The organism is Dactylosporangium sp. NPDC050688 (genome assembly GCF_040654515.1).
GTDB lineage: Bacteria > Actinomycetota > Actinomycetes > Mycobacteriales > Micromonosporaceae > Dactylosporangium.
The window spans coordinates 14226-33728 of record NZ_JBFAIC010000049.1 but is presented as its reverse complement, the minus strand read 5'-3'; the positions used below and the strand labels follow the sequence as shown (position 1 = coordinate 33728).

Annotated in this window: 13 protein-coding genes; 7 read left to right on the top strand and 6 right to left on the bottom strand. The window is 71.8% G+C overall.

The genetic code is table 11. The annotated features are described in order from the left end of the window. Positions 1–512 precede the first annotated feature (512 nt). The 5 genes from AB0H83_RS35065 to AB0H83_RS35045 all read left to right on the top strand — a co-directional run bounded on the left by AB0H83_RS35065 (position 513) and on the right by AB0H83_RS35045 (position 3822). The gene (locus AB0H83_RS35065; RefSeq protein WP_360102671.1) at positions 513–1130 is read left to right on the top strand and encodes a hypothetical protein; all 618 of its coding nucleotides are present in this window, start codon (positions 513–515) and stop codon (positions 1128–1130) included. Further along, positions 1127–1696, top strand: coding sequence for an HAD domain-containing protein (locus AB0H83_RS35060; protein ID WP_360102669.1), 570 nt, complete (start codon positions 1127–1129; stop codon positions 1694–1696). Before AB0H83_RS35065 ends, AB0H83_RS35060 begins: the two co-directional genes overlap by 4 nt. 120 nt (positions 1697–1816) lie before the next feature. Continuing rightward, complete coding sequence (locus tag AB0H83_RS35055; RefSeq protein WP_360102667.1) at positions 1817–2182, top strand: hypothetical protein; 366 nt, start codon at positions 1817–1819, stop codon at positions 2180–2182. Between the two features lie 228 nt (positions 2183–2410). Beyond that, positions 2411–2818, top strand: a complete 408-nt coding sequence (locus AB0H83_RS35050; protein ID WP_360102665.1) for a hypothetical protein — start codon at positions 2411–2413, stop codon at positions 2816–2818. A gap of 620 nt (positions 2819–3438) precedes the next feature. Then, on the top strand, positions 3439–3822 hold the full coding sequence (locus AB0H83_RS35045) for a VOC family protein (RefSeq protein WP_360102663.1): 384 nt from the start codon (positions 3439–3441) through the stop codon (positions 3820–3822). Between the two features lie 88 nt (positions 3823–3910). On the opposite strand, the gene AB0H83_RS35040 is transcribed toward AB0H83_RS35045, so the two are convergent. Then, the gene (locus AB0H83_RS35040; protein WP_360102661.1) at positions 3911–4633 is read right to left on the bottom strand and encodes a hypothetical protein; all 723 of its coding nucleotides are present in this window, start codon (positions 4631–4633) and stop codon (positions 3911–3913) included. Between the two features lie 626 nt (positions 4634–5259). Between AB0H83_RS35040 and AB0H83_RS35035 the strand changes: the two genes are divergently transcribed. Both AB0H83_RS35035 and fxsT read left to right on the top strand, forming a co-directional pair. Further along, entirely contained in the window at positions 5260–5658 is a 399-nt protein-coding gene (locus AB0H83_RS35035; protein WP_360102659.1) for a hypothetical protein, read from the top strand. Then, the gene (fxsT, locus tag AB0H83_RS35030; protein WP_360102657.1) at positions 5655–7985 is read left to right on the top strand and encodes an FxSxx-COOH system tetratricopeptide repeat protein; all 2331 of its coding nucleotides are present in this window, start codon (positions 5655–5657) and stop codon (positions 7983–7985) included. Before AB0H83_RS35035 ends, fxsT begins: the two co-directional genes overlap by 4 nt. A gap of 289 nt (positions 7986–8274) precedes the next feature. On the opposite strand, the gene AB0H83_RS35025 is transcribed toward fxsT, so the two are convergent. The 5 genes from AB0H83_RS35025 to AB0H83_RS35005 form a co-directional block, all read right to left on the bottom strand. After that, positions 8275–9525, bottom strand: a complete 1251-nt coding sequence (locus tag AB0H83_RS35025) for a hypothetical protein (protein ID WP_360102655.1) — start codon at positions 9523–9525, stop codon at positions 8275–8277. Then, complete coding sequence (locus AB0H83_RS35020; RefSeq protein ID WP_360102653.1) at positions 9522–12839, bottom strand: BTAD domain-containing putative transcriptional regulator; 3318 nt, start codon at positions 12837–12839, stop codon at positions 9522–9524. The genes AB0H83_RS35025 and AB0H83_RS35020 overlap by 4 nt, the downstream gene beginning before the upstream one ends. A 459-nt stretch (positions 12840–13298) precedes the next feature. Next, on the bottom strand, positions 13299–14672 hold the full coding sequence (locus AB0H83_RS35015; RefSeq protein WP_360102651.1) for a hypothetical protein: 1374 nt from the start codon (positions 14670–14672) through the stop codon (positions 13299–13301). After that, on the bottom strand, positions 14669–17143 hold the full coding sequence (locus AB0H83_RS35010; protein ID WP_360102650.1) for a bacterial transcriptional activator domain-containing protein: 2475 nt from the start codon (positions 17141–17143) through the stop codon (positions 14669–14671). Before AB0H83_RS35010 ends, AB0H83_RS35015 begins: the two co-directional genes overlap by 4 nt. Further along, positions 17140–19239 carry a hypothetical protein gene (locus tag AB0H83_RS35005; RefSeq protein WP_360102648.1) on the bottom strand — a complete coding sequence of 700 codons (2100 nt, stop codon included), beginning with the start codon at positions 19237–19239 and terminating at the stop codon, positions 17140–17142. The genes AB0H83_RS35010 and AB0H83_RS35005 overlap by 4 nt, the downstream gene beginning before the upstream one ends. Between the last annotated feature and the right edge of the window lie 264 nt (positions 19240–19503).

The window sequence follows — 19503 nt, the reverse complement described above, 5'->3', positions numbered from 1 at the left end:
CGCGTCTCGCGGACCCGGCCGGCCAGATCCCGGCTGCCGTCGACGACAGCATCGGCGAAGGCACCCTGGCCGTCACCGTGCGGTCTTCACCGACCTGCGCGAGCACTGCGACGATGCCAATGACTTCCTGACCGACGTCGGTGTCCTGTACGACGGACCGGCGCCACCATCGAAGGCACCGCCGCCGTGACCGCCGCACACCTGGTCACCACCACCCGCAGCCGCACCGGCCGGGCAACACCGACGGCGTCGCCGAGCTCATCGTGCGTCCCAGCCCGGTCGGCCTGCGGCCCAGACCCGGCCCGCCGGATGGCTGTTCTTCGGCCTGGCCAGCAGCTGATCCACCAGCGCCGAGCACCGCACCCCCCGCACCCCGTCACCCACACGGGCCGGGCAGCGGTGCGGTGCCTGGCGACTTGACCTCACCCCGGCAGCCAAGCGTGCATGCATCCGCCCCGAGCTCAACCCGGGCCCGACGGCATGCACCGCACACACCTCGAAGGAGCCCACCCATGCGCTACGGCACCGACACCCACCCCGACCCGGGATCGCCGTTCGACACCGACAACCACGCCTGGCAACGGTTCACCGCCGTCGCTGCCGACCACTTCGACGTGGTCACCTGGACCCGCCCCGACGACCGGCCCGTCCTGGTCAGCCTCGTCGACCTGCCCACCGGTGACACGTTCACCGTCGCCGTCCTCGGCTCCGTCGAGGTCCGCGACCCGCACGCCCTGCTCGTGCTGTCCACCAGCGGCCATCTCACCGTCCACGGCCCCGCCGACGGCATCGCCGCCGCCGACCACGCCCCGCACCTCGCCCTCACCGACACCACCGTCCAGGCCACCCGACCCGTGCCGCTGCACCACCCCGCCACCCCGGCCCTACCCGAAACCGCGTGGGTCGACCTGCCCGCCGTGCCCGTCACAGCCGCGCCCGTCGACGACGACGGCGGTACCCGCACGGTCGCGCTGCTGCTGATCGACGACGAGGGCGACCGGCTCGCCGTCGTCGGCCCCTTCCCCGACCGTGCGGCGGCCGACCGGTGGCAACCCACCGACGGCCGAACCGTCCAGCGGCACGTGACCCTGCTCCAGCCGATCCCACCCGCACCGCCGAGCCTGCCGTGACCACCGCGGCCGACGCGGCGACGCCACCGGCCGCGCTCCGACCGGTGGTCGCCGTCGACGTCGACGGCGTACTCAACCCCGACGACCCCGCCGACGCGGCATCGCTGGGTTACCAGCCGCACCACTACACCGGACCCGGCCCCGACGGGCAGCACACCGAAGGCACCGTATGGCTGCACCCAGTCCATGGCACGTGGCTGGCCGAACTCGCCACCGCCGGCGCTGAACTCGTCTGGTGCACCAGCTGGCGGAACCTCGCCGCCACCTGGATCGCGGCCCGCCTCGGCTTACCTACCAACCTGGCCGCCATCGACATCACTGCCGCCGGCGTCCGCTGGGGGCATCAGGCCAAACTGTTCGACCTCTACCGGGCCGTCGGGAACCGGCCGGTTGCCGTCCTCGACGACGCCTTCGGCGGTAAAGACCCCGACCACGCCCACCACCGCACCCGCAGCGGCGCACCGACCCTGCTGGTGCCGGTCAACCCACGCACCGGCCTGCGCCGCGCCGACATCGACGCCGTCCGTGCCTGGCTGCATCGCCTTCCCGGACCAGCCGACGGGTGACGCCCCGGCAGGTCCGGCATCGACAGGTATCGACCGACATAGTTCTGCACCTCTCGTGGCGCGGCCGTCCCAACCCACGTTGGACGGCCGCGCCGCCCGCGTCCCACCAGGAGGCCTGTCATGACGTCCCTGCCCGAACCCGACGACACACCGCAGCCGCTGAGCGTCGGCGACCCCGCCCTGGGCAAGACCCGCCTGCTCGCCCGCCAATGCCGGACCTGCATCTTCCACCCCGGCAACCCGATGCACCTCGCCCCCGGCCAGCTCAAACAGATGGTCGACGACGCCCTCACCGAGGGCAGCTTCGTCATCTGCCACGACACCCTTCCCTACGGCGACCACCCCGAGACGCGGCCGGCGATCTGCCGCGGGTTCGCCGACCGGTACACCACCTGGCGGCTGCTGGCCATCACCAGCCTGTTCGGCTTCGTCGAGGTCGAACCGCCCGGCGGCGAGTTTCCGCAGCCACCCGCCGAACACCGGTAGCCGCCACGCCCACCGTTCGCACCAGCGCCCGTCGGCGGCGATAGCCACGACGACTTGACCTTCATCCAAAGTCAAGCGTCGATCAATACACGACGCACCCCGCGTCCCGGTCAACCCCGTCGGCAAACGGCAGCAGAGCGATGACCATGCCACGTCCACCGGCAGCAGGAGATGAGCATGCACACCGGACACGTCACCAGCAGCGCACGACACCGACCCTCCGCCGACATGCCGATCCCACCCGACGTCGTGGACGTCCTGCTGTGGCGGCTCGCCGCCGACGTCATGATCGAACACCAGCCCGGGCCCGACGGCCACTGCGCCAACCTGCGCTGCGCCGACGAACAAGGCCCATGCGCTGCGGCCATCCAGGCCCGGCACGCGCTACGCGCGGCACGCCGCCGAACCGCAGCCGCCGCAGCGACACCCGGCCCGCAGCCGCCCAACCACGCTGCAGCCCGGCGGACATCGGAACGACCCCAGAGCGGCGCCGCGGTCGGCCGCGCGCCCGTACGCACACCGAACACCGGCAGGTTCACCGGCTGGTTCACCAACACCGCCAACGCCATCACCCGCTGGCGCCCCGAGCAGCGCCTGCCGCAACGGACCCCCGGCCTCGCCATCCGCACCGCGTGAATCCCAACGGCAACGCGCTACCGGCTCGCGCCGGCCACCCGGTAGGGACGATGAACGCTGCCTGCGGTGGCCAGCGTGCCTCCGCTCCGCCGCTGCGGCTGCTCGCCGGACGCCAGTAGACACATCGAACCACTGACCGCAGAACGACAGCCAGAACGCGAACGGCATGCAGACGGCCAGCCCGCCGCGCGGGCTGAGGGAACCTACCTGACGTTGTCCGCCTCAATGCCCAACCAATGGGTCGCCACGCGTCACGTACGCCCGGCGTCAAAAACACATACCGCAAGGTGGCCGACGCGGTAGGGCATCGCCTCCGGTAGAAGATCGCCCACCTCGGCGGGATGAGCGGACGCACGACGGTCAACAGCGCCGACACGTCACGGCGGAATCCGGACGTGCGCCAACCGCGATGGTCGATATCTTGGCTGGCATGGCCATCGCTCGCTTGCCCCCCATCGCTATCGACTGTCCCGATCCTGTGTCCCGCCCCGGGTTTGATGGAGACATCGAACACCCTCGCACCGGCGAGGAGCATCCCTGCCCGTTCGCCGACCGACCGGTCGCCGCGTGCACCACGTAGATCCGCTGCGGAGTGGCCGGAGGGCGGGGATGATCGAGCCGTGGAGGTACTGAGCAGCCGCATTCTGCTGCGCCCGGCCGATTTCGGGCGCAGCCGGAGCTTCTACCGCGACATCCTCGGCCTGGCGATCTACCGTGAATTCGGACCGGCCGAGCACCCGGGCGTGGTCTTCTTCCTCGGCCAGGGGCTCCTCGAAGTGTCCGGTTCGCACGATGAGCCCGGCGGACCGCTGCAGTTGTGGCTGCAGGTCCGTGACGTCCGGGCCGAGTACGAGCGCCTGCGGGCCGCGGGGGTGACGGTCCTCCGGGAGCCCCAGCGGGAGTCGTGGGGGCTGGTCGAGGTGTGGATCGAGGACCCGGACCGCGTGCCGATCGTGCTCGTCGAGGTCCCTGCTGACCACCCGCTGCGGCGCGACCCGCGATGACCGTCGGCGCCGGCGCTCCGGACGGCCGCAGCACCGCAACGCGAGCCACCGCTACCGCTGCCGCTACCTGCTGGCGCAGCTGATCGGCTCAGCTGCGGCCAGCTCCGGACGACCGCGCGTCGCGACGCCCCTCCTCCCGCCCGACCCAGGCGGCGCACTCCTCGATCGCGTCCACGAGCAGCGCGCGCAGCAGGCGGTCCCGATGCGGCGTGCAGGTCGCGGCGACCCCTTCCACCGCCGAGCGGACGGCGTGCGGCGCGACCCGCCGGCGGAAGGCCGCCGCCGATGCCGCAGGCACGCCACGGGTGAACTTCCCGGCCCACCGGGTGGCCCTGGGGGCCTGCGCCAGCGCCTCCTGAGAGCGCTTCTCCAGCGTGTCCGGCGACCGCCCGTCGAGAACGGCGAGCATGTGATCACAGGCCAGCACGGAGACCGCCATGGCGCACTGCCGCTCCGCGGCCACGACCGGCAGCGTTGCCGTCGCCAGCCGGAGCGCGATCCGCGCGTCGACGCGCAGGTCGGCACTGACCAACCCGATCACCGACGGGACCAGGCCGGCCAGCTGCTGACGGCCGGCATCGGAGGTGTTGTCGTTGACGAGACGGGCCACCTCGGCGAGCAACGGGTGGGTGCAGACCGGATGGTCGCTCCACCGCCCACCGGCCAGAAACGACGCCAGTTCCATGAAGCAGGCACCCTTGCCCGGATGACGATGCTTGCCTCGCGAAAGCATCGGAACCGCGTCCGGCGCCCGGACATCCTTCATCAGCACGGAACACCTCCTGGCCGACACCACCGTGGCCGACACCATCCGCTGTTCTCTTCCCCGCGCCCCGCGCCAGTAACTCGGCGTGTTCGACTCATCTACCGGTCTTGCGCGCTCCTTCCGTGCTTGGCCCGGCATGCACACTGAGATGATGCCGGAGCGCCTGATCGCCATGTGGCAACGACTCTCCGGAGCGATGACGGTGATGCGGCCGCTTCGCGCGCCGGCGTCCAGCGGTCGCGGACGATCAGCACCTCGTCACGGCATCCGGCGGCGGGCGCGGCCATGCTGACAGCTGTGACCGTGGTGATGACGCGCCCGCACGGCGGCATGAGCGGATGCTGGCTGACATCGGCTGTGAGATTGCGACGGATTTACAGCCCGTGCGTGCAACACGCTCGGAGCTGCGGTTTCCGAGACCGGGGTGCGCGTTCCTCCGTGCAATCTCCGTACGCCCGCTGATCAAGCCTTTGCAGCGAAGTGGGCTGGAACAGAGGAGCGCCCATCTGTTCCAGCTTGTCCGTCCGGCGGTAAGGCTGCGTGGACTGGTGTTGTCGGCCGTTCCGGTCATGCAGTCCGGCTGCGAGGTGGCGTCTGGGTGGTATACAGGGGGCGATGTAGCGCCTGCGGTTCGTGAGGTCTGGAGGCCCGCGATGGTTGAGGTTGGTGAGGTGGCGTCGGCGGTGCTGCCGTACCTGTCGGCGGTGGCTGGTGCCTACGGTTCGGCGGTTGTGCAGCGAGTGAGTGACGGCGCGGCCGATGCGACGGCGGGTGCGACGTTGGGTGTGGGCCGCCGGTTGGCGCGCCGGCTGTTCGGTTCGTCCCGGTCGAGCCAGGTCCAGTCCGCGGTGGTCGATCTGGCCGAGCAGCCCGACGATGAAGGCTTGACTGACGTGTTGCGGGCGCAGGTGCGGGCGGCGCTGGCCGCGGACGCAGCGCTGCTGGCCGACGTCGTGCAGTTGCTCGGCGTTGCTGGTGGGAAGTCCACAGTGACGGTGTCCGGTTCGCAGGGTGTGCAGATCGGTGAGGGCAACACCCAGACCAACACGTTCAACGCACCGCCGCGGTGACCGCCGGTGGCGATCGCCGACCGGTGTCGGTGCAGGGCGGTCAGGGTGTGCAGGTCGGCGACAACAACTGGCAGACCAACGTGGGCGTGGACGCTTCCACGTTGCCGCCGGCTCAGCGGGTTGCCGGTGACGCGGTGGTGCACAATCTGCCACCAGCGTCTGGGGCGTTCGTCGGTCGTGACCTTGCGGTGCTGGCGGGGTTGCTGCCCGGTGGCGAGGGTGGGGTGGTGGTGGGTCAGGCGGCGGTGCACGGTCTGGGCGGTATCGGCAAGACGGAGTTGGTACTGCACTACGCGCGGGAGTATGCCGGCCGGTATCGGCTGATGTGGTGGGTGACCGCGGACACCGCTGAGAATGTCGGTCTTGGTCTGGCGGCATTGACGCGTCGGCTGCATCCGGCGGTGACGCTGGTCGACGCGCAGGAGTGGGCGGTGGGCTGGTTGCAGTCGAACCGGGACTGGCTGTTGGTGCTGGACAATGTCGAGCGCGTTGAGGACATCCGCAAGCTGCTGGGGTCCGTGATGGGGCAGGGCCACGTGGTGGTGACGACCCGCCTCGATCTGGGTCGGGCGTGGTGGACGAAGCTACAGCTGTCCCCGCTGCGCCTCGGCGTGCTCGAGCGGGCCGCCAGCGTCGCACTGCTTACAGAGCTGACCGGGTTGCCGGACGCCGCGGCGGCGAATCGGCTTGCCGCCGACCTTGGCGATCTTCCCCTGGCATTGGAGCAGGCAGGGGCGTACATCAGTCAGCATGCGGGGCTGGGCTGCGACGAGTACCGGGCGCTGCTGGCCACGCGGTTCGGCCAAGTGGCGGCCAACGGTGGGGAGGGTGGCGCTGCGCAGCGCACCGTCGCGTCGGTCTGGCAGGTCACCATGAACACGATCCGGGACCGGTCGGCGCTGGCGGACCGGGTGATGCGAGTGCTGGGATGGCTCGCGCCGGAGGCGCTGCCCGACGACGTGCTGTTGCCTCTGGCCGACGATGACGCCCCTGCCCTCAGCGACGCGCTGACCCTGCTGGCGTCGTACAGCATGATCGGTCGAAGTGTCGGAAGGGTCAGTGTGCACAGGCTGGTCCAAGCCGTCACCCGCGCCGGGACACCACCTGACGGCCTGGACCAAGCCGTACAGTTGCTCAACGCGGCGTTGCCGGACGACCCGATGCGCAATGTCGCCACCTGGCCCCGTTGGGACGAGCTGCTGCCACACATCGATTCAGTGCTGACGCACTTGCCCGGCACCCACGAAAACTCCGTCGCGCTGAACATCGGCGCGTGCGCGGCAGGGTACCGCCAATTCCAAGGTCAAGTCGCTGAGGCGGTCGCGGCGTTCGAGCGATTGCTTGCCGACCGCCGGCGGATGCTCGGCGACGACCACCCCCAGACTCTGATCACCCGCAACAACCTGGCCGCTGCCTACCGGGAGGCGGGTCGCCTGGCTGAGGCGGTCGCGGCGTTCGAGCAGCTGCTCATCGACTCCCGGCGGGTGCTCGGCGACGACCACCCCGAGACTCTGACCACCCGAGGCAACCTGGCCGCTGCCTGCCGGGAGGCAGGTCGCCTGGCTGAGGCGATCGCGGCGTCCGAGCAACTGCTCATCGACTCCCGGCGGGTGCTCGGCGACGACCACCCCCACACTCTGACCACCCGCAACAACCTGGCCGTCGCCTACCGGGAGGCAGGTCGCGCGGCTGAGGCGGTCGCGGCGTTCGAGCAGCTGCTCATCGACTCCCGGCGGGTGCTCGGCGACGATGACCTCAGCACCCTGACCACCCGAGGCAACCTGGCCGCTGCCTACCGGGAGGCAGGTCGCGTGGCTAAGGCGGTCGCGGCGTTCGAGCAGCTGCTCATCGACTCCCGGCGGGTACTCAGCGACGACCACCCCAACACTCTGACCACCCGCAGCAACCTGGCCCTCGCCTACCGGGAGGCGAGTCGTGTGGCTGAGGCGTTCGCGGCGTTCGAGCAACTGCTCATCGACGCGCGGCGGGTTTTCGGCGACGACCACCCCAACACTCTGATCACCCGCAGCAACCTGGCCCTCGCCTACCGGGAGGCAGGTCGCGCGGCTAAGGCGGTCGCGGCGTTCGAGCAACTGCTCATCGACGCGCGGCGGGTTTTCGGCGACGACCACCCCGAGACTCTGGCCATCCGAGGCAACCTGGCCGTCGCCTACGGGGAGGCGGGTCGCGAGGCCGAGGCGGTCGTGGCGTTCGAGCAGCTGCTCATCGACGCGCGGCGGGTTTTCCGCGACGACGACCCCAGCACGGCGGCGCTCCTCAATGGCCTCGGCGCTGCCGCTGCGCGTGCGGCAAATGGACGGGCTTGATGACGGATCTACGGTCCGCACCCAAAACCACGACCCCGGCGGCGGCAATGCGGAGCCCAGCATCGTCCACAGCACACCACGCGGAGGCAACACGACGGGCGGCGCTGAGTAACGTCGACGCTTCCTACGGCATGATCACGTGCACGCAATTCGGCAGATCCGCGCACTCGCCCCTGAGTGGTTTCATGATCGCTTGTACGCAACGTGAACGGATTGGGAGCGACCGTCTGGCAGGGCGTCGCGGTGATGCGCATTCGACGGCAAGGGCGGAGGTGCGGGGTCGACATCGTCAGGGCGCGGGGAACCAGTGCCGGTAGACGGTGCGTTTCGACCGGCCGATACGGGCGGCGATGTCGGAGAGGCTCAAGTGGGGCTCCCGCCGCCGCCAGTAGGCGACCGCAGCGGCGGTGTCGCCGGGCACGGTATCTGGCACGTCAACTGGGCCGACGATGGCCGCGTCACCGACGGCTGAACCGTGACCGGTCTTTGTCGGCGGCGGCTGGCCGAGCGGTGCGATCGGCTCCCGCGCGACCACATCCGTACAGGCCGGTTCGATAGGTTCGGCCGCGCCGACGGGGTTCAGCGCTGGGACTTTCGCCATCCCGTGTGGCTGCGGCAACGGCCCGGTCAGCCGGGCCGGTGTGAGATCGGTGGCGATGAGCTCAGTCAGGCCGTCGTAGTCAGCCCGGGTCGCAAGCCGGCCCGCGATTTCGTCGAGGTCGTACACGGCGACGGCGAGGTCAGCGACGGTCGGATCGACCGCGTTACGGATCTTGCGGTGCAGCACGGCGGCGATGGCCTTGTTGCGCCGTTCGGCGGCGACCTCGGCGCGGGCCGCGGCGAGCGATTCGTACAGGCCGAGGTGCGGGTTCGCCTTGGCCAGGGATTTGGCGCGTCGGGTGAGCCAGGGGTGGGCCAGCCAGTGCCCGACCGGTTCGTACGCTGGTGTGGTCGGCGGTAGGGCGCCGTGGGCGCGGAGCCGGTCACGGCGAGAGTTTTCGGCGTGGATCAGCCATACCAGGTATCCGAGCGCGGACATCCCGGCGAAGAACCCGCCGAGCAGCGGCCGCGGGTGCGCGGTCCAGTTGAACACCACCGCGCCGGCGGCCACCAGCGCGGAGAGGATGCGTGATCCGGTGGCGGGTTCGCCGAGGCGGCGGCGTACGTCGGCGTTGGCGAGCACGACGACACCACCGAGTTCCAGCGCCGCGACGGCGGGGATCGCCCACAGCAGCGGGATGCGCAGCGTCTGCACTGCGCCGGACACTTGCCCGGCGAGCGCGACCAGCAGCACGACCAGGTAGAAGCCGCGCCGCATGACCGCCGCCTGCCTGACCGCCCGACGCAGGTCCACGTCGAACTCGGCCGGTACCCGGTACCCGCCACGTGCGGGCGGGACATCGGCCGACTGTGCCGCCTGTCTGCCGGCGGTGGCGCCCGCGTCGGCGGGCGGCCGGACGCCGCGGGGCGCGGTGCCGGTCGGCCCGGCGGCCCGGGTTCGCGCTGGTGTTGCCGTCTGGCTGGTCGCGGTGCTGCTCATGCGGCTCTGCCCGTGCCGGGGCCGTTCACCGCAGCTGGCTGCTGGCCGGGGTCGCCGACGCCGGCCTGGGCGGCGTGGGCCGGTGTCTGGCGGCTGGTGTCACCGGTGGTTGGCACGTCGGCGTGGCTGGGTTCGTGACTGGGCTCGTGGCCGGGCTCGTGGCTGGGCTCGTGACCGGGCTCGTGACCGGGTCTGGGGCCTGGCAGCGGGCTGCGGTTGGGTCGACCTGGTTGGTGCCGTGGCTGAGCCGGTCGTCGGGGATGGCTCGGGCGGCGTGGTGGTGCGGTGGTGAGGAGCCGGTCGGCCAGTGCGGCGGTTTCTTCGCTGGGTTCGGCGTCGATGTCGGCGAGTTGCCGGGTCAGGTCGTGGCGCAGTGCCCGTACGGCGTCGAGGCGGCCAGCGGTGGCGTTGGCGCGCATCGCTGCCTGGTACAGGGCTTCGGTGTACGGGCTGTGCCGGATCGCCGCGTCGAGGATCGGCAGGACCGTGTCGGGTTCGCCTGGCAGTGCGTCGGCGATCGCGACGGCCGCGTCGATGGCCTGTCGTCGGGCTGCCTCGCGGTGCGGCTCGACCCATTCGTAGTCGACACCTTCCGCGAGGTGCCCCTGGTACGCGTCCAGCACGGCCCGCCAGGCGGTGACGCGTTCCTCGACGGTGTCGGCAAGCTCGGCGGTGCGCAGCGCTGCTCGCATCCGCCACAGGTCGACGTCGAACGCCTCACGGTTGAGCTGGTACCGCTGCCCGGTCCTGGTGAGGTAGGTGTCGGCGCCGCCGGTGCGGCGCAGGACCTGCCGCAGGTTGGAGATGTAGGTGTGCAGCCGGTGGACCGCTTTGCTGGCGGGGGCGTCGGGCAGCAGGTCGTCGAGGATCGCCTCGTAGTGCACGGCGTCGTCGTGGACGGCCAGGTAGGCCAGCAGTTCCAGTGACTTCGCCCGCAGCGATCCGCTGCTGGTGTCGGCGTTGACGACCTGCGGTGTGCCGAGCAGCCGCACCAGCACGCGACGGGCCGACGTACCAGCCTTCCCGCGGGGCTCGTTGCCGGTGTCGGCGCGGGCGGCGTCGTCCGGTTGTGGAGAGTCGGCCGTCGCGGGCGTGCCACCGTCATCGGTGCTGGGCGAGTTCTCGCCGCTGGGCGCGGGGCTGGCGTTCGCAGCCGCGGAGGTATGGTGCCCGGCGGAGTTGTGGGCCGGGTTCGCGACGGCAGCGTCGGTCAGGTTGAGTGCGTCCTCCAGGTTCGGTACGTCCTCCGCGATCGGGGACGGCTGGCCGTGCTGCGGGTCGGTGCGTGAGGGCGGCTGGCCGGTATGTGCCTCGGCAAGAACGTTGAGCAGGTCAGCAGCTTCACCGGCGGTGAGGACCGTCATCCGGCCGACCGCGGGGAAGCGGTGGACGCCGTTGTCGGTGGGGGTGGTGGTGCCGTCCGCGGCGACAGTGACGGTGACGCCGTCCGGCCACGCCCCGAGCAGCACACCATGGACGTCGAGCGGGTGACCCTGCCGCAGCAGCGCGGCGATCCTGCCCTGGTCCGCCCCACCAGCGTCGGCCAGCAGGATCATCGGTGGCATCGGCGCTTCCAGCGGGTCGGCGTGGCGGACCTCGGCGACTGTGTCGACCGCGTGCTGGTGCACGACCCGGCTGCGGTGCAGGATCAGCGCTTCCAGCAGGTCCAGCGCCTGCGGCAGGTCACTGGTGACGCTGATCCGGGGTGTGTCCGGCAGCCCGGGACCGGTCCCGAACAACCGCGTTGCGGTCGCCGTCGGGATCACGACCACGCTGCGCGCGGCGGGCTCGTCCGCCCCGTCGGCCATGGCGGTGATCAGCAGCCCTCGGGCGGCGGCCTGCGCGCCCGGTCCGGTCAGGCCGAGCCCGCCCGGCAGCCGCCATCCAGGCAGCGTCGGCGTCCCCACCGGTGTTGGGCACGTGTCGGAGTCGTCCTCGGTGCTTGAGCCGTCGCTGCGCTGGTCGACCGTTGCCTGGTCGGCCGCGTCGTTGTTGATGCGCTCAGCTGGCTCGTCGCTGCTGTCTGCTACGTCGCTGCGGTGCGCGTGCTGGTCGGTGTCGACCGCGCCGGTCGGGGGCGGGACGCGGGTGCGGGCGCCTCGGCGCAGCGTCTGCACGATCGGTGGCATTGCGGGGAAGTCCGCGTCGTCGAGGCGGGCCGCCGTGGTCGGTGCCGCTGGCACGTAGCGGCGGCGGCGATGTGCCCAGACCAGCGCCGCTGCCGTGGTGATCGCCACGACGAGACCGGCATCGACCCAGCTGCCGGAAAACAGCCGCACCCCGGACGTACCCGGCTCCGGACGTCCTGCCCTTCCGGCTTCGCCGGGCCCGCCGGTCTGACCGGACTTCCCAGGGCCGTCGATGTCTGTGACCGGTGCCTCCGGACCGCTGGTCCGAGGCGGAGTATCGGAGGAATGCGGGTCGGTGACGCCGTCGTCGGTCGTCTGGCCGGAGGCCGTTGCCGGCGTGGCACCGGGTGGTGTGTGCATCCCAGGGGGTGCGCCCGCGGCGTCGCCGGCATCGGTGGTGGCGCCGTTCGTATCAGCGCCGCTGCCGGCGGTCATGTCTGCTGGCAGCTGCAGTACCCAACCCGGTTCGATGTGATCGCCGCCGTGCATGCGGCCTGCCCGGTCATAGCGGGCCGTGTTCAGCCGGTAGATCTCCCGCCAGCGGTGCGGATCGCCGAGACATCGCGCGGAGATGCTCCACAGCGTGTCGCCGCGCCGCACGGTCACGGTCATCGACTGCGCAGGGGTGTCGCTTGATACGGCACCCGCCATCTCGGTCACCGGCTGCGCTTGCACGGTCGACTGCTGCGAAGACACCTGTACGAGGCCCGTGAGTACGTCCGGCACCGCGGTCGCCGCGTCCACGGCAGGTGCGGGCAGCGCCGCGGCCAGCGGGCCGCTAGCGTCTGTCGCCGCGCCGGGAGGCGGCCCACCTGCGCTGGCGGACGCAGCGGCGGTGAGCGATGTGGTCGCCACCAGCAGCGACCCGGCCAGCGAGGTGACCGTCGTCTGCAACGGCGCGGGCAGTAGCCGGACATGGCCCGTCCGCCGGGTGAGCACCGTGGCGGCGTCCAGGACAGTGGCGACCACCAACCACGCCCACAGCAGCCAACCGGCCACGACCACGGCGAGCACCAGCACCGGCAGGGTCATCGGCTCCACCACGGCGGCACCGAGATCCACGTCCAGCCACACCTGCCGGCAGGCCAGCAGCCCGGCCGGTAGGCCACACAGCGCCACCAGCAGCATGAGCATGCCGCAGCAGCGCCGCAACAGCACCACGAGGACCTGGCACTGCCAGTTCAACCAGTGACCGCGGCGGCCGCTCCGCAGGCGTGCCGGGAACGGTGTACTGCGGTGGGACTCATAGCGTCCGACAGACATCGCGATCCTACCCAGGTTGGCTGACGTCGATGAATGTCAGTGACGCTAGACCTGGTCGGCACGAATCGGCGGGCTGCGACGTTCACACGAGTTCACACGGGCTCACACGTGGTAACAGCCGAGGTCAGAGGCGTAGTGTGCGCTGAGCCGAAGCCGGCAGCAATGCCGGAAACACCGCTTGAGTAACGACCAAAAACCTATCTGTTCATTACCGAACGATGGTTGACCGTGTCGAAAGTAGCGCGGCGGTACGGGCCGGTGCGTTACGGCACGGCGGCGTGCTGGCCGCAGCGGAGGTTTGCTCCGACACCGCGATCGGAAAGTCGAAGCTTGCTTCCAGGCGCCCGTGTGCGACGGACGACTGCGTTGCGGGTGCCGGCGTCAGCTCGGCGTCCAGGTAGGCGCACCTTGTTCTGCGGTGACCTTGCCGCTGATGACGATGTCTTCGACGGCGTCGGCGTCGTACCACTGGCGTGGTTCGCGCAGGTACAGCGTCCACCGGTAGTGGATGGCGGCTCGGCCGACGGCGGTGGTGGTGACGGTGAGGGTGCCGTCCGGCATCGGTTCGAGGTGGATCTGCGGGTACTGCAGGATGGTCCAGGTCGGGTCGTCGGTGATCGCGTACCGGGTGGAGTGCTGCAGCGGGCACGTGTGCGGGGTGCCTGGGGTGGGGTCGGTGTCCGGGGCGAAGACCCGCTGGGCCGCGCACGCGTCGAGGTGTTCCTTGATGTCGGTGTGGACCTGCTCGGACACCGCCGGTTTGATGGTGTCGGGCAGGTTGACGGTCGTCGGCTGCTGCTTGTCGCCGGGGGCTGTGGATGCGCCGTCGACGGTGATGGAGATCTGGCTGGGTTCCAGCAGTGCGGTGCCGGGTGTGCTGATGGTGTAGACGCCGGGTGGCGCCCAGACGGTGGCGGGGGTGTCCGCGTCGATCGGCGGCAGGTGCGCGTTGGCGATGGTGATCGTGCGTTGGGTCGGGCCGGGGAAGGTGAGGGTGCCGCCGGGGGGTTCGGTGATTGACCAGAAGCCGGTGAAGAGTCCCTGCTTGCGGTACTCCAGGGTGATGTCGGTGGTGACGCGGTGGCCGTCGAGGTCGTAGGAGACGGTGATCGACGTTTGTTTCGACCCGTGTGCGCCGTCGATCTCGCCATTGGTGCGGTCGATGTGCATGTTGGTCGGGGGCTGGTATCCGCTGGTGAGGGCGGTGGTGCCGCACAGCTGGTTGATGGTGGTGCATTTCCCGACGGTGTGCAGCACGTTAGGGTCGCGGTCGGTGAGCTGGTCGAACAGCCGCTGGACGAGTTGGCGTGGGGACGGGCCGGAGGCGTTGCGGACGACCACGACCGCGGTGACCGCGACGAGCACGGCGAGCCCGGCGGCGGTGAGCTGAACCGCCCGCCGGCTCGGCCGCCGCGACGGCGACGCGGGTAGCGCGGGTGCCGGTGCGGTGGCGTATGGCGGCAGCGGCGGTAGTGGCGCGCGGATCCCGTCCAGGAACCGTGACTGGCGGCGGTCACCGAACCGGATCAGCACCTCCGGCACGCCGGGCACCGGCGTGTCCCGCTGCGCATCCTGGCCGGTGGGCGGATCGGTGACGGTGTCCGGGCCGGTTCCCGTCCTGCCGTCCTGTCTCGCGTTGTGCCCGATGCTGTCGTGAACGTGCTCGCCGGCATCGACGCTGCCGGAGGTGCCGCCGGGGTCGGTGGTGCTGGTGCGGTGCTGTGCCGAGGTCGACGATTCGGGTGCGGTGGTCACGGGCGGCTCCGTTTCACGGTGCGGCCGATGCCGGCCGCCGCTGCGGTTGTGGCTGCCGGTGCGCTGTGGGCTGGGAGGTTCAGGCCGTCGGGGAGGTCGTGCAGGAGGCTGGTCAGGAGCGTGACGGTGTCGGGTTCGGGGGTGGCGCCGGCGGCGGTGAGGTGCTCGGCGAGGGTCGCGGCGGCGCGTTGGAGGCCGTCGGTGTCGTCGGCGGCGGCGTGGCGCTGCAGCAGCCGCCGGTGGATCGCTTCGTTGCCGGGTGCGTCGCGGCAGGCGCGGCGCAGCAGCCGGACGGCGGTGTCGTGGTCGGGTTCCAGGTCGGCGAGGTGGACGTGCAGGTCGAGGGCGTGCCGGGCCAGGCGTTCCCGTTCGACGGTCAGCCACTCCTCGGGGTGGCCGTCGGCGAGGTCACCGCGGCACAGGTCGGCGGCCTGCCGCAGCAGCTGCACTCTGCGGAGTTGTTCGACGGTGCTGTCGGCGGCGTCGAGCAGGTCGTGCAACCGCCACACGTCAACGTCGATGGTGTCCGGGTCGAACCAGTGGCGGGTCAGTCCCGGCCTGGCTGTGTTCGTGGCCTTGCACAGGACCGGTTGACCGGCGGCGTCGGCCAGGGCGCGACGCAGTTCCGACATGTTGGTCAGGTACAGGCGGTGGGCGGCACTGCTCGGCACGTCCGGCCACACCGTCTCCTTGATCGTGTCGGTGGTGACCGGTGCGCGGTGCACGGCGAGCAGCAGCAGGATCTGCCGGGCGGCGCTGCGCCGGATCGTGACGGTGGTGCGGCTGCCGTCCGGGTGCGGGCGCAGCACGACCGGCTGGCCCAGGAGCTGGATCTGCAGCCGCCGCGGGTGGTGTCCGGCGTCGGACGGCGGTGCCGGCCACGAGCCGAGAACGGTGCCATCGGATCTGCCGGTGTCAGTGCTGGTGCCGGTGGTAAGAGGAGGAGCCGCTGGCGTGACGGTGCCGCCGCCGGCCGGGCCGCCGGATTCCGGTGGGGGACCGGTCGGTGTTGCTGGTGGGGTCATTACAGTGAGCAGCCCGAGACCGGTCAGCACTGCCCGGGTGGTCTCCTGGTCGAGGACCGCCACTCGCCGCGCGACACTGGTGGTGCCCGTGCTGTGGACGGTGCCGTCACCGGCGACAAGCCAGGTGGGCGCACCCGGCCAGGTTCCGACCCGGACCACCAGCATTCCCGACGCCGCCACGCCGTCCGCGACCGTCGTGTCGGCGCCGGTCAGCAGCACACCTTGGTCCGTCGCCCTGCCCGTGGAGTCGGCGGTCGTGCCGATGGCGAGGCTTGTCGGCAGGTTTGCTGGCAGGCGTGTGGAGTGGCCGGCCGAAGGCCCGGCCGGCGTCGTCGGCCAGGTGGCAGCGGCGGGTGGCAGCTGGTGGCCGATGACGTGCAGCCGCGGTGAACCCGTCGCGGTGCAGCCGGGCCCGAGCAGCAGGTCCAGGACATCGACGGTGACGCTCACCGGCACAGCGTCGCGGCGCGTGTCCGTGCACAGCGTCACCAGCAGACCTCGGGCGGCGTCGTGCGCGCCCGGTCCGAGCAGGCTCACGCCGGGCGGCGGCACCATGGCCCAGACCGCCGCGGGCCTCAACGCGCCAGTCGTGCCTTCGTCCTCGAGCCCGGTGCCGGTGTGCTCATCGGCCGGGACGCGGGCGGCCGGCGCCGCGGTGCGTTCCGCGCGTTCGTCGGGTTCGGCGAAGGAGCCCGGGCGGTGTTCGAGGATGTCGACGGCACGGTCGTAGCGCAGCAGCCGACGCAGCGCTGCCGGCATCGCTGTCAGGTCACCGTCGGCGCGGCGCGCTCCTGCCGGTCGGCCCGGCCGGTAGCTGCGCCGCCGCTGCGCCCACAGGGCCGCCGCCGCGGTACCGATCGCGGCGAGGACCGGCAGCGGCAGCCAGCCGCCGGGCACCGTGACCCCGCCAACGTCCGGCCCGTCCACCGCGAACTCCGCATCAGCCGGCGCGCCGGCCGTGGCGGTCCGGACCGTGGTGGTCGGTGCCTGTCCGGCGTTGACGACGGTGGGCGCAGCCCGGTCAGTTCTGCCGGTGGCCGGCCGGTCGGCCGGCGGGTGCCAGGTCGCCGCGTCGGCGACCGGTGCCCCGGCCGGCGGGTGCACCGTCTCGGTGCCGCCTCGCAGCGCGTTGACCGCCAGCAGGAGCCCGCCGGCGGCCGCGGTCACCGCGGTGTGCAACGGCACCGGCAGCCGTGGCGCACGAGCTACATGCCGGACCGCGTCGAGGACGTCAAGGATCAGCAGCCGGACCAGCAGCAGCCACAGCAGCCAACCGCAGCCGAGTCCGGCAGCCGCGACACCCTCCGCGGACAGCGGCTGCGCCGCGATCAGCGGCCACTGCCAGTCCACCGCCCGCTGGAACGCCACGAGCGCGACCGGCAGCCCGGTCAGCGTCAGCAGCACCACGGCCACCGCGCCCGCGGCGCGGATCAACCGGCGGATCACGAGCCGCTCACATCGCTCGTCCACGCCCGGCTGGGCCCGGCGCGGCCCGCCGGCCCGACCTGGCCGGCTCCTATGCCGGATGTGCCCCGTGACGCGACGCCGGTGGCGTCCCTGGCCGCCGGCGTGCGCGGCGACGGTACATCGGCCGGCGGGACGAGCAGCAGGCGGCGCAGCAGCAGCCACACCGTGCGGGCGCCCCACCACCCGGCCACCGCCAGGGAGAACCCGACCGCGACCATCCCGGTCGTGCGCCACCCCAACGACGCGGCGATCAACCCCGCCAACGGCACCGCCAGCAACAGCCGATGCAGCAACCGGCGCACCAGCAGCAGCCCGAGCCCGGCACCGACACACAACCCGCCGAGCCGCCCCACCGGCCCGACGATGTCGTCCGGTGACTCGGCCACCCACTGCCGCAACTGCCACGCCAGCACCTTCAGGACCACCGGGCTGCCCTGCTCGTCGAAGCTGATCAGCCAGGCACCGAACCCAACAAACGCCGCCACCGACGGCGGGAACCGCAGCCAACCCAGCCACGAACCCCGCGGCGGATCCGGACGCCGCCACACCACCACCGCCAGCGCCAGCACCGCGACCACACCCGGCAGCACCGGCAGCACCGACCAGCGCAGCAACGGCCCGGACTCCAGATCGAAGTAGCCAGCCGCGACCATCGCATACACCGCCGCGACCACCAGCCCACCCACCCCACCACCGGCCAGCGCCACCGCCAGCAGCCGGTGCCGCACCCACACCGCCGCCGTGCCCTCCTCGTGCCGGGCGGCCGTGACCAGCGCGAACCCGCTCACCGCCGCGATCAGCCCGAACGTCGCCGCGAACGCCAACCCACCCCACGACGCCAGCAGCATCCCCCGCTCGATGCTCTGCCGCGGCCCGTACCGCTCCGAGCCCGCCATGAACTGCCCGAACAACACCAGCGACCACATCGCCGGGACCAGCGCCGCGACCAGATCCCGCCAGCCCACCGCGGCCGCATCCCGGACCTGCCCCTGCTGTCCGGGGGCCAGCACCGCGCCGCTCACCGGCCGGGTTGTCGCAGGCCCGGTCGACGGGGGAGGGGACCGCACCGCGCCGAGCGCCACCGCGAGCTCCGCCTCCACGACCAGGAACGGCTCCACGTCCGTTACGGCACGCAGCTGCGTCCCGACCGGCACCTCGTGCGCGCCGGCACCGGCAGCACACACCAGCGTCAACCCGCCCGCCGCGACGCCGGCGCCGTCGACGGCGCGTCGCACCACCTCACCGACCCGGGCGTCAGCCAGGTCGTTGTCACCGGCCTCGCCGGACGTACGGGTCGCGCTGACCGGCGGCGGCACGTCGTCGGTGTACCGACCGGGGCGTTGCCCGGCAGCCACGTCCGGGGCGACCGTCGTGTCATCGGAGGACCCGCCAGATCGGCGCGAACCTGGGCTGGCGGTATCCAAGTCGGCGACGACCGTGGCGGTGTCCACACACGACACGACATCGAACCCGCTGACGGTGCGTCGCAGGACCGTCGCGGTGGCCGTCGTAGCAGCCGGCGCGGTGGATGTCGCGCCGGCAGCGTCGACCTCACACACCAGCACGGTCGCCCCGTACCGCGACACCGCCCCACCGCACACCAGATGCCACGCCACCGCCACCGGCGCGATCACCACCTCCACCCGGCCCAGCCCGGCCGCCTGCGCCGCCCGCCGCAACCCCGCCACCCGCCGCGGCCCCCAACCGGCCGGCACCGCCACCGTCACCAACCGCGGCGTGGAACCCACCACCGACGCGGCACACGCCGCCACCGAACGCAGCAGCGCCGCCACCAGGTCGACCGCCTCAACCCGCCGACCGTCGACCACGACGTCGTCACCCAGCCTCGAGCCCGGCTCCGCCACCCATGCGCCGCCGGGCCCCGCCCGGTCGTGACGCTCGGCGTCCCGACCCACCAGCAGTGTCCCGTCACCAGTGACCAGGACGGTGTTGGCGAGCCACCCCACCTCCTGCAACGGCAACACCGCCGCTGTCGCGTCGGCGAACCCGACCACCGCCCGTATCCGGGACGAGGACAGGTCGACGCCGAGCCGAAGCTCCCCAGCCATCGACATCAGTCCATTGTGCCCCATCTGATCGACTTACGGTGACCGCCGCATCACCCCGGGCGCGCGAGTGCTGGACGCGGTGCGGCATTGCTCGACCGGCGACCGGTCGCCGCGAGTCCGGGCTACACCGGACATCAGCTACTCGTCGGAGCGAGCGCGAACCGCCCGCCCTCGTGTGATGGCGGGCGAAGCCTCCGGCGTCATGCCCCTGGGGCGGCAGCCGTATTCCAGCGAGCCGGCGCGCAGTCCGGCGATTGTTGCGCTACGCAG

Coding starts and splice junctions, on each gene's coding strand:
- AB0H83_RS35065 (WP_360102671.1), top strand. CDS start 513: ATGCGCTACGGCACCGACACCCACCCCGACCCGGGATCGCCGTTCGAC.
- AB0H83_RS35055 (WP_360102667.1), top strand. CDS start 1,817: ATGACGTCCCTGCCCGAACCCGACGACACACCGCAGCCGCTGAGCGTC.
- AB0H83_RS35050 (WP_360102665.1), top strand. CDS start 2,411: ATGCCGATCCCACCCGACGTCGTGGACGTCCTGCTGTGGCGGCTCGCC.
- AB0H83_RS35040 (WP_360102661.1), bottom strand. CDS start 4,633: ATGGTGTCGGCCACGGTGGTGTCGGCCAGGAGGTGTTCCGTGCTGATG.
- AB0H83_RS35025 (WP_360102655.1), bottom strand. CDS start 9,525: ATGAGCAGCACCGCGACCAGCCAGACGGCAACACCAGCGCGAACCCGG.
- AB0H83_RS35005 (WP_360102648.1), bottom strand. CDS start 19,239: ATGTCGATGGCTGGGGAGCTTCGGCTCGGCGTCGACCTGTCCTCGTCC.